This window comes from Blautia sp. JLR.GB0024, assembly GCF_037000545.1.
GTDB classification, from domain to species: domain Bacteria; phylum Bacillota; class Clostridia; order Lachnospirales; family Lachnospiraceae; genus Blautia; species Blautia celeris.
Window position 1 is genome coordinate 1 of the sequence record NZ_JBANBF010000044.1, and the last position, 1,422, is coordinate 1,422.

1 rRNA gene is annotated in these 1,422 nt (G+C 51.9%); it reads right to left on the reverse strand.

From position 1 onward, the window contains the following. Nucleotides 1-1,422 (reverse strand): 23S ribosomal RNA (locus tag V8Q34_RS27345); the annotation flags it as partial.

Consider the following 1,422-nt stretch of genomic DNA (forward strand, 5'->3'; position numbering starts at 1 on the left):
TGGCACCCCTTCTCCCGAAGTTACGGGGTCATTTTGCCGAGTTCCTTGGCAATGCTTCTTCCGTCGGCCTTAGGATTCTCTCCTCATCCACCTGTGTCGGTTTACGGTACGGGTACGATATGAACAATAGCGGCTTTTCTTGACGCATGGCTCACACACTTCCCTACTTTAGTTCGGTCCGCATCACGCCTTCGGGTTGCCTGGCGGTTTTTCCTACCAGACCCCTACCTCGCTTGCCCCGGGATTCCATTCCCGGGTTGTGCTCTCCACACGTGTCCCCACAGTTCTGTCATATCGCAGTACAGGAATCTCAACCTGTTGTCCATCGGCTACGTCTTTCGACCTCGCCTTAGGCCCCGACTTACCCAGGGCAGATCAGCTTTACCCTGGAAACCTTAGATATTCGGCCACAAGGATTCCCACCTTGTTCTCGCTACTCATTCCGGCATTCTCTCTTCAATGCAGTCCACAGCTCCTTACGGTACTGCTTCTTCCCGCATTCAATGCTCCTCTACCAATGACTATGTCATTCCTCAGCTTCGGTGTCGTGTTTCAGCCCCGGACATTTTCGGCGCAGGACCTCTCGACCAGTGAGCTATTACGCACTCTTTGAATGGATGGCTGCTTCTGAGCCAACATCCTGGTTGTCTTTGAAATCCCACATCCTTTTCCACTTAACACGCACTTTGGGACCTTAGCTGGAGGTCTGGGCTCTTTCCCTTTTGACTATCCAACTTATCTCGTATAGTCTGACTCCCGGTAATCGGTTCGATGGCATTCGGAGTTTGATATTCTTCGGTAGGCTTTGACGCCCCCTAGGAAATTCAGTGCTCTACCTCCATGAATCTATACCGAGGCTAGCCCTAAAGCTATTTCGAGGAGAACCAGCTATCTCCGGGTTCGATTGGAATTTCTCCCCTATCCACACCTCATCGCCACCCTTTTCAACGGATGTGCGTTCGGTCCTCCACTACCTCTTACGGCAGCTTCAACCTGGACATGGATAGATCACCCGGTTTCGGGTCTGCACATACTGACTCTGGCCCTGTTCAGACTTGGTTTCCCTACGGCTCCGCGTCTTAGACGCTTAACCTTGCCAGTATGCACAACTCGCCGGACCGTTCTACAAAAAGTACGCGGTCCACCATATAAAGGTGTTCCACAGCTTGTAAACACAGGGTTTCAGGTTCTCTTTCACTCCCCTCCCGGGGTCCTTTTCACCTTTCCTTCACAGTACTATGCACTATCGGTCACTAAGGAGTATTTAGCCTTACGGGGTGGTCCCCGCGCGTTCCCACAAGGTTTCTCGTGTCTCGTGGTACTCTGGATCCTGCCGTGTCATCTCGGATTTCATGTACGGGGCTTTCACCCTCTCTGGCTGGCTTTCCCAAAACCATTCCATTATCCTCAACGAATCACTTA